This is a genomic window from Thalassotalea sp. Y01, from assembly GCF_012932945.1.
GTDB lineage: Bacteria > Pseudomonadota > Gammaproteobacteria > Enterobacterales > Alteromonadaceae > Thalassotalea_A.
Genome location: NZ_JABBXG010000006.1, coordinates 84595 through 93203 on the forward strand (window position 1 = coordinate 84595; position 8609 = coordinate 93203).

General features: G+C 42.1%; 8 protein-coding genes and 4 tRNA genes. 2 read left to right on the plus strand and 10 right to left on the minus strand.

Features of this window, described 5'->3' with window-relative positions:
• Nucleotide 1: 1 nt before the first annotated feature.
• The 7 genes from HII16_RS10320 to dnaQ all read right to left on the minus strand — a co-directional run bounded on the left by HII16_RS10320 (nt 2) and on the right by dnaQ (nt 4014).
• Nucleotides 2–439, minus strand: a complete 438-nt coding sequence (locus tag HII16_RS10320) for an SRPBCC family protein (RefSeq protein WP_135439881.1) — start codon at nt 437–439, stop codon at nt 2–4.
• A gap of 146 nt (nt 440–585) precedes the next feature.
• Nucleotides 586–2481: a S9 family peptidase gene (locus HII16_RS10325; RefSeq protein WP_248289590.1), complete on the minus strand. Its 1896-nt coding sequence runs from the start codon at nt 2479–2481 to the stop codon at nt 586–588.
• Nucleotides 2482–2695: 214 nt separating this feature from the next.
• Nucleotides 2696–2772: transfer RNA gene (locus HII16_RS10330), tRNA-Asp, on the minus strand.
• Between the two features lie 36 nt (nt 2773–2808).
• Nucleotides 2809–2885 (minus strand) — tRNA-Asp (locus tag HII16_RS10335).
• Between the two features lie 26 nt (nt 2886–2911).
• A tRNA-Asp gene (locus HII16_RS10340) sits at nt 2912–2988 on the minus strand.
• 40 nt (nt 2989–3028) lie between these two features.
• Nucleotides 3029–3105: transfer RNA gene (locus HII16_RS10345), tRNA-Asp, on the minus strand.
• Nucleotides 3106–3288: 183 nt separating this feature from the next.
• Entirely contained in the window at nt 3289–4014 is a 726-nt protein-coding gene (dnaQ, locus tag HII16_RS10350) for a DNA polymerase III subunit epsilon (protein ID WP_169129928.1), read from the minus strand.
• 94 nt (nt 4015–4108) lie between these two features.
• Between dnaQ and rnhA the strand changes: the two genes are divergently transcribed.
• Together rnhA and HII16_RS10360 are read left to right on the plus strand one after the other, a co-directional pair.
• Nucleotides 4109–4576, plus strand: a complete 468-nt coding sequence (rnhA, locus tag HII16_RS10355) for a ribonuclease HI (protein ID WP_135439879.1) — start codon at nt 4109–4111, stop codon at nt 4574–4576.
• Between the two features lie 166 nt (nt 4577–4742).
• Nucleotides 4743–5615: an MBL fold metallo-hydrolase gene (locus HII16_RS10360; RefSeq protein ID WP_169129930.1), complete on the plus strand. Its 873-nt coding sequence runs from the start codon at nt 4743–4745 to the stop codon at nt 5613–5615.
• Between the two features lie 166 nt (nt 5616–5781).
• Here the strand turns inward: HII16_RS10360 and HII16_RS10365 are convergent, their stop codons facing one another.
• The 3 genes from HII16_RS10365 to HII16_RS10375 all read right to left on the minus strand — a co-directional run bounded on the left by HII16_RS10365 (nt 5782) and on the right by HII16_RS10375 (nt 8422).
• On the minus strand, nt 5782–7194 hold the full coding sequence (locus tag HII16_RS10365; RefSeq protein WP_169129932.1) for a coniferyl aldehyde dehydrogenase: 1413 nt from the start codon (nt 7192–7194) through the stop codon (nt 5782–5784).
• A gap of 10 nt (nt 7195–7204) precedes the next feature.
• Nucleotides 7205–7759, minus strand: coding sequence for a TetR/AcrR family transcriptional regulator (locus HII16_RS10370; RefSeq protein ID WP_169129934.1), 555 nt, complete (start codon nt 7757–7759; stop codon nt 7205–7207).
• 375 nt (nt 7760–8134) lie between these two features.
• Nucleotides 8135–8422 (minus strand): GIY-YIG nuclease family protein, encoded by a 288-nt coding sequence (locus tag HII16_RS10375; RefSeq protein ID WP_169129936.1) that lies wholly within the window; start codon nt 8420–8422, stop codon nt 8135–8137.
• Nucleotides 8423–8609: the final 187 nt, after the last annotated feature.

The following is an 8609-nucleotide window of genomic DNA, read 5'->3' on the forward strand; positions in this document are numbered from 1 at the left end:
ATTAGTACGCCGTTTCTGCAAAACTCTTAAATTGCTCTTGATACTTAACAGATTGTTTTTTAAACATTCCTGGCATTAATAATGCCATGAGTCGAACAAAACCGCTGCATTTAAATTCATTTGTGCAAACCCAACGGGTGTTGCCATTGCCCAAATCTATAAAAGAGTTTTCAACCAAATTCCAGACATTGTCTGTTTCGTACACACCGGCAAATATTTGCGGTAAATCTTTTCGAGTAATGACTTCGGTCATGACGACTTCTCGATTGCCCATTTGATACACCAAACGCGCTTCACTACCAACTTGTCCCGGCTTGCCGCTGATGGTTTCAAAGCTAAGCAAGTCAGGTTGCCAGTGTCGCATATTTTCGCTGCTATCGAATAAATCGATGACTTTCTCAATAGGCACTGCGATGTCAATCTCGACCGTATATTTCATACAGAGGTCCGCTAAATAAGGTATCTACACTATAAGATAGATCACTGTAATTACAAGTTTTCAGAACACACAAAAAGGCCCTGATTCATGTTAATCACAAATCAGGGCCAGTCTTGAAAACAGTATAACCTTTAATCGTTTTTAGGTTATTTTAAGTAGGTTTGTAAAAACTTCAGGTACGCTTCTGAGGCGCTAATACGATTCTCTTTTTTCGCAAAACCATGACCTTCATCGTCAAATAAAACGTATTCAACCGCAACACCGTTTTTCTCCATTTCGGCAACCATTTCATCGCTTTCAATTTGCAACACCCGTGGGTCATTTGCACCTTGCACAACCAACACTGGATTGCTTATTTTGTCAGCATGAAACAATGGTGATATACGTGTTAAACGCTCTTTGTCTGTTGCAGGGTCGCCAAGCTCTTCATACAGAGACTTGCGAAATGCTTCCCAATACGGCGGAATACTCTCTAAGGTACGAACCCAATTAGTAACACCAAAAATGTTAATACCAACCGCAAACTCATCGGTAAACGCCATGCCGGCCATCGTTAGGTACCCGCCGTAGCTGCCGCCTATCAAACCTATTTTTTCAGAGTCTACCCAATCTAACGTTTGTAGATATTTTTTCGCATAGACAATGTCTTGCAAGTCATCTTCACCATGTTTTTGATCGTCTAAATGATAGAAGGTTTTACCATAGCCTGAAGAGCCACGGTTATTGGCGGCAAAAATAGCATAACCATTATTGATAAGGTGTTGACGCAAGGCACTGTAACCGGTGCGAGATTGTCCACCAGGGCCACCATGAATCATGATCAATACAGGTACTTTACTGTCCTTAGACGCTTGTTTTGGTTTAAACAACAACCCTGGGATCTGCAAACCATCGAAACTTTCATAACGCACGACGCGGCTGTTAACCAGTACCGACTCATCAATGGCGGGGTTAAGAGAGTCTGTTAATCGACTTAAGCGCTCTTTACCAAGATCATAAACATACAAATTTGATGGTGAGGTATCAGAGTTGATCATGAACGACATCTGTTGTTCATCATTAGAAAAATTAACACGCAACACATCACCCGGTGGTAAGCCATTTATATCAACTTTCTTACCGGTTCTGGTGTTGACAATTTTTGCCACTGTTTTTGCATCTTGATTGATGTAGGTAACTTGGTAACCATAGTTTGGTGAAAACATGGTGCTCCTAGCATCCCACTTGAAATTGCTCAGCTGTTTATGCTCACCGTTGGCAATAACGTACTCAAATAACTGCCTAAATTCACCTTGTTGATCTGATGAATAGATCAACGATTTATTGTCTTTCGTGAAAGTCACCGCAGAATGTGAGGCATCAAGATCAGGCTCAGATACATTAACCAGCTTTTGCTCGTTAATATTGTATAAGTAGATATCGTCATCGGTGTTGCTGATGTTTTTAGATAATGCCAGCCATTGACCGTCACGGGACAAGGTATTTAACGACATCACATCTTTATTCTCAAACACCATTTCACGTTGATAGTCGTCGCTCGCATAGCGGTATAAATCAAACTGTTTATTGTCTCTTTCATTGGTTGCCACATAAAAGTGACTGCCATCTTGATGCCAGCCAGAGAAGTAGGCTTTGACATTGTCACCAGGGGTTAGGTCGACAACCTTACCGTCAAGCTCCTGCACAAAAACATGATCGAGTTCATCACCGCCTTTATCTTGTGCATAAAGAAATCGATCATCATTAGGAAACCAGTCAATAACCCAAACGGACTCTTCTGTTGAATGCGTCAATTGGACAGGCTCTGCCCCGTCGATTGGGTATCGGTAGGCATTAAAAATACCCGTTTTGTCACTGTGCACTAATATGGCACTACCATCATGGTTAATACTGGTGCCGCTAATGGTCGTGGTTTCAAAAAATTGTTTGGCGCTATAACTGCTAAATTTTACAGGTGCAGGCTCTTCATTGCCACTCGTACAGGCGAACAATAATGTTGCACAAGTCGCGAAAGCCACGCTCCGCATGATGGTTTGCTTCATAACACATCCTTAATTATTAGTATTATCTTGCTTTCATTTTTGAAAGCCAGTCTGATTTAACTTAGCTGACTGGAGCAAGTGATGCAAATATAAGCAGTTAATAAGTAAGGAGAAAAAACAGTAAGTAAAAGAGAAGAGAAATTATATTGTTGCAGAAACAAAAAAATCGCCTTTCAGCGATCTTTGATTATCTTCAATCTTTTGTGAAGATAAGTGGCGGAGTGGACGGGACTCGAACCCGCGACCCCCGGCGTGACAGGCCGGTATTCTAACCAACTGAACTACCACTCCGCAACAGGGATACTTCAACGCAGCTTTGACAAATCGTGGCGGAGTGGACGGGACTCGAACCCGCGACCCCCGGCGTGACAGGCCGGTATTCTAACCAACTGAACTACCACTCCGCATAGGATTTGTTTGTTTATATCGTTGGCGGAGTGGACGGGACTCGAACCCGCGACCCCCGGCGTGACAGGCCGGTATTCTAACCAACTGAACTACCACTCCGCATCGATAAAACGCGCAATCAAATATGTGAGGAAAATGTTGGCGGAGTGGACGGGACTCGAACCCGCGACCCCCGGCGTGACAGGCCGGTATTCTAACCAACTGAACTACCACTCCGCTGCACTTTCTTCAACATGCTGTCGTTGAATGCGGAGCGAATAATAAGGGTACTGTTCGCACGAGTCAACAACTTTTTTGAATAAAAATGTTCAACTGAACATTTGTCATACAATCAGGCGCTTTTAAACGCAGAAAGTTGCATTTTTAAGCAAGCATTTAGCGCTCTGCAGCCCGAAATGGTTATTCGCTGGCGACTTCACCACGCCAAATACTTTTACCCGCTTTTTTCTCTACAATCGCCAAGCGCTCATCGTGTGCTTGCAGCTCGTCATTACTGGCAACGACGACACGTAAAGCCGGACGATTGCTGTCTAAACGACGAACACTTAAACCGTCGCTACCATCTTTGTCTTCTTGTAAAGACAGAGTGTTTTGGTAGCGCGTCATTTCAATGTAAACGTATGCTAATAACTGGGCATCAATCAAAGCGCCGTGATAGGTACGGTCGACGAGCTTTTCGACGCCATAATGCCTTGCAAGAAAGTCGAGTGTTTTTGGTGAACCAAACTCATCTCTTGATGTTTTCAAGGTGTCGGTCACGGTACATATATCGGCCGTCATCGGCAAACCACGACGGGTCATTGCAAACTCATGATCCATAAAGCCAACGTCAAATCGGGCGTTATGAATGATTAATTCGGCACCACGAATAAACTCGATAAATTCATCTGCGACTTTGTTAAACAGTGGTTTGTCGGTTAAAAACTCGTTGGTCAATCCGTGAACGTCGATAACCTCTTGGTCCATATGCATCTGCGGGTTAACGTAGGCATGATATGTACGTCCGGTGAACTTACGGTCAATAAGTTCCACACAACCAATTTCAACAATACGATGGCCTTGTTTCGGGTCTATACCGGTGGTTTCCGTATCAAGTACGATGAGTCGTTCTGCTTGTTCTTGCATAATGTTTAGGTATCAGGTTTATTTATTAACGATGCTATATCCTTGCCATGTTACCTGATAAACTGGCTTTAAAAAACAAGGATTGCAAAACAATATGAGCAAAGTCGTGCAAATATATACCGATGGTTCCTGTCTGGGAAATCCTGGACCAGGTGGTTATGGTGCGGTGTTAATTTATAACAAGCATCGTAAAGAGCTTAGCCAAGGTTATAAACTGACCACCAACAACCGAATGGAGATGTTGGCCTGCATTATCGCTTTAAAAGCTCTAAAAGAACCTTGTCAGGTGACATTAACAACGGACAGCCAATATGTACGTCAGGGCATCACCAGCTGGATCCATAACTGGGTGAAGAACAATTGGCGCACCGCCAGCAAACAACCAGTAAAAAATGTCGATTTATGGAAGACGCTATATGAGCAAACGCAAAAGCATAAAATCGAGTGGAAATGGGTTAAAGGACACAGTGGCCACCCCGAAAATGAGCGATGCGATGATTTAGCAAGAACCGCTGCCGAACAAAGTGATTTACTTGAAGATAGCGGCTACAAGCCGAGCTAAATAAAGCGCACCTATTATATAGGTATGGCTTGCGCTGGAACAATAAATTGCCATTTTACTGCAATAATTGCCGGTTTTTAAGTGCATTGCTCTTGCTCAACATTGAACAATAATGCAATATCCGTGAAAAAACATAAATCACGCAACGATACAACAAGAGCAGATTATGGCATTACAAATTCAACACTTTTTCCATAAAGCATCGTTTACGCTGACCTATGTCGTTTTTGACGATAGCAGTAAAGAATGCGCCATCATTGACCCAGCGCTCGATTACGACCCAGTAGCCAGTCGAGTCGATACCGTGTATAGCCAACAATTAATCGATTATGTTGATGCGCAACAGTTATCCGTTCGCTATATCTTAGAAACGCATGCTCATGCAGACCATATCTCCAGTGCCTTTTATCTGAAACAAAAGATTGGTGGTAACATTAGCATTGGTGCCAATATTCGCAGTATCCAAAAAACCTTTAAAACGGTGTTTAATTTAGCAAAAGATTTTAATACCGACGGTATGCAGTTTGACCAGTTACTAAAAGAGGGTGATAGCTTACCTTTAGGTGAATATCAAATTGACGTATTGGAAACTCCAGGTCATACAGCGGACTCATTAACTTATATTATCGCCGGCCATGCCTTTGTTGGTGATACATTGTTTATGCCAGATTCTGGTTCAGCGCGCTGTGACTTTCCTGGCGGTGATGCCGCCCTATTGTATCGTTCAATTCAAAAAATATACGCTCTCGGTGATGATACTAAGCTGTACATGTGCCACGATTACCAACCCGGTGGTCGTGATTTGCGTTTTGTCACCAGCGTTGCCGAACAAAAAGCGGACAACATTCAAATCAGTGACGGCGTAAGCGAGCAAGATTACGTTAAAGTTCGCCAACAACGTGATGCGACTTTGGCAAATCCAAAGTTAATTTTCCCGTCTTTACAATGCAACATTCAAGCTGGCGATTTGCCACAAGCAGAAGAAGACGAACAGCATTACTTTAAGACGCCAATACAAGGCATTGATAAGCTAAGTTAATTGTTTTATCAGGCAATAAAAAATCGAAGCACTGGCTTCGATTTTTTGTTTATATGAGCTGCCATAGAGAGGTTACTCTATGCGACTTTTCATTAGCAGGTGTTGATAAGCGGTTAAGCATGAGCGAAGTGTCGAACATGCAATGCTCTGTGTCATATGCCTAGGCTTATCTTAAGAAAAACTTGCGCAACAATTTATGCATCAAGTCCCTATTCTTCAATATAAAACGGTTCTTCGGTAGCCATGAACTTGAATGCAGCACCGTTTTCGCTTTTGAAAACGTTAAAAAGCCTTCATGACCATGATAATGTCCGATACCCGAATTACCGACACCACCAAATGGCGCATCATCCGCCGCCACATGCAATGCCGTGTCATTAATAGAGACACCACCACTGTGGGTTTGTTCTAGCAAGGTGTTAATCACCGTGTCATTCATCGACATAATATAAAGCGCCAATGGACGTGGACGCTCATTAATATAGCTGATGACGTGTTCAATGTTTTGGTAGGTCATTACCGGCAAGATAGAACCAAATATCTCTTGCTGTAATATATCCATCTCTGGTGTCACGTTAGTCACTAAGTGCGGATATACACGATGACCTTGATCTGCCTCGACCTCTTTTACCGAGTGGATCTCGCCGCCCTTTTGTTTAGCATCCTCTAAAAAGCCCATTAAACGACTATGTTGTCTGTCGTTAATAATATGAGTCTGACTATTCACGTCGCCATTTGATAGATGATATTCACCATAGCGTTTGAGAAAGGTATAGATAAACTCCTGCTCTCTATCTACCGGTACAAACACGTAATCAGGAGCCACACAAATCTGCCCAGAATTAAGCGACTTGCCGACGATAATAGCATCAACGGCGATATTGATATCAATACTGTCATCAATAATGGTTGGTGACTTACCGCCTAACTCCAAGGTCACTGGCGTTAAGTTTTCGGCCGCCGACTTGGCCACCAATTTTCCAACTGCAGATGAGCCGGTAAAGATTAAATGATCGAAAGCTAGCTGTGAAAAAGCCGCTCCAACCTCCGCTTCACCTTCAACGATTTGCACATGCTCGGCAATGCTGGAGACAATATTGCGCAAGACCTTATTGGCATTAGGCGTAAATTCGCTCATTTTAATCATTACCCGATTGCCTGCCGCTAAGGCTTGCACCGTTGGCCCAAGCGCCAAAAAGAATGGAAAATTCCATGGTGTAATAACGCCAACAACACCAAGCGGTTGGTAATGAACTTTAACCTTAGAAGGCGCAAGCAGTAAGCCAGCATGACGCTTGGACGGTTTCATCCATTTTTTCAGGTTTTTAAGAGCATAATTAATGCCAGCAACACTTGGCAAAATGTCGGCAATTAAACTATCAAATTCACTGCGATAACCGTAGTCTTGTTTCATTGCATCGTAAATAGCCTGTTCATTAGCGATGATCGCAGTTTTCAGTTTGTTGAGAACAACCTTACGCTCTGCTAATGACGGCGCAGGATGCTGACAATAAGCCGATTTTAATTGCGCAAAATTTGCTTGAAGTTGATGGGGCGTTATATTTTCTGCAATCGTCATAAAACTCTCTTTAAACCTCTGTGGAAATGCTATCGATCATCAGCCTTAAATCGTGATCAAACTGCTCTTTAGTGCGTCTTTCTAACATCAAGCCTTTACCGGCAGATATAAGGGTAAACGCTACACCATTAGAGCGTTGTGCGCCTACCATGTTTTTACTGACCAGGAAATCGGCAAGTCTTGCACGAAACCTTAGTGGCCAATCTTCTTTTGATGCATGTGTCGCTTTTAAACAATCATTAAAGACTTCGGTGCCATGGGCATTGGTCACAACCTGCATAGGTTCACCAATAAAGATATTAAACACATTGAATAGTGTTTCTGCGGCTTGTTGCTGTTTATTGTCTAACTCGGTAAACACTCTAACGTACATATCAGCCAAATAGGTGTGAATAACACACTGGTAACAGCGTTCTTTAGAACCAAATTTTTTATATATGGATTGCCTTGATACCGCAGCGGCATTAGCAATATCTTGCATCGATGTTTTTTTGAAACCACTATGGGAAAACGCAATCAGTATATTCTGCGCCATTGTAATGGTGTCACTTTTAACTTCTGTCATGATTTGGATTTTTTTCTACCCTAAAAGCCTACAGATATTTCACCTGTTGGTCGTTAAACATGCGGCGCCAAGCCATACAGCAAGCCTCATGTTATGAGGCACCAGAATAAACAAAAGCAAGGTTAAAGGTCAACCTTTAGTTGACACTTCAAGACCATTTTGTAAACCAAGTGTATCTCGATAACATAATCAACCCAGATTCATTTCAGTGACGTTTTGAAATTATTTAGAACGATTTGACGTTAAAAGATTGAAAAGGTTAAGGTCTTCTTAGCGCGAATAGCAGTCCGATATATTCTTAGAAAAAGAGCGCTGTCATCCTACCATGTTTTTGCGTGGGACCTCTTTCTGCATATAGTGAATATGAAAATCGATTTACAATAGTTCCTGATATAAATCTTTCCACTCAGGATTTACTTTTTTAATAAGTCTTTCTTTCCATGACCTTTGCCATCGTTTCAGCCTTTTCTCTCGATAAATAGCACTGTCCATATCATCATACAGCTCGAAATGAACTAACTTATCTAGATTAAACCGTTTGCTAAAGCCTTTAGTAAGCTTCTGTTTATGTAGAAATACTCGTTGAAGTAGGTTGCTAGTAACGCCAACATAGATAACAGTATTGGATTCGTTTGTAATAATGTATATGGCTGGTTGTTTCATATTTGAAGTCCTTTTCAAATGTATGAATAACTATAGTTGATTAATAGATGTTGGAGAAATATAGCCACCTCGAAGCTGGTGAAGATCCCACCCAAAAACATGGTGGGATGACGGCGAAATTTTTCTGATAACGTGTACTGTTCTCTGGTGCAATCTTTCTAATTATGTGACTGACTCTTCTGGCACA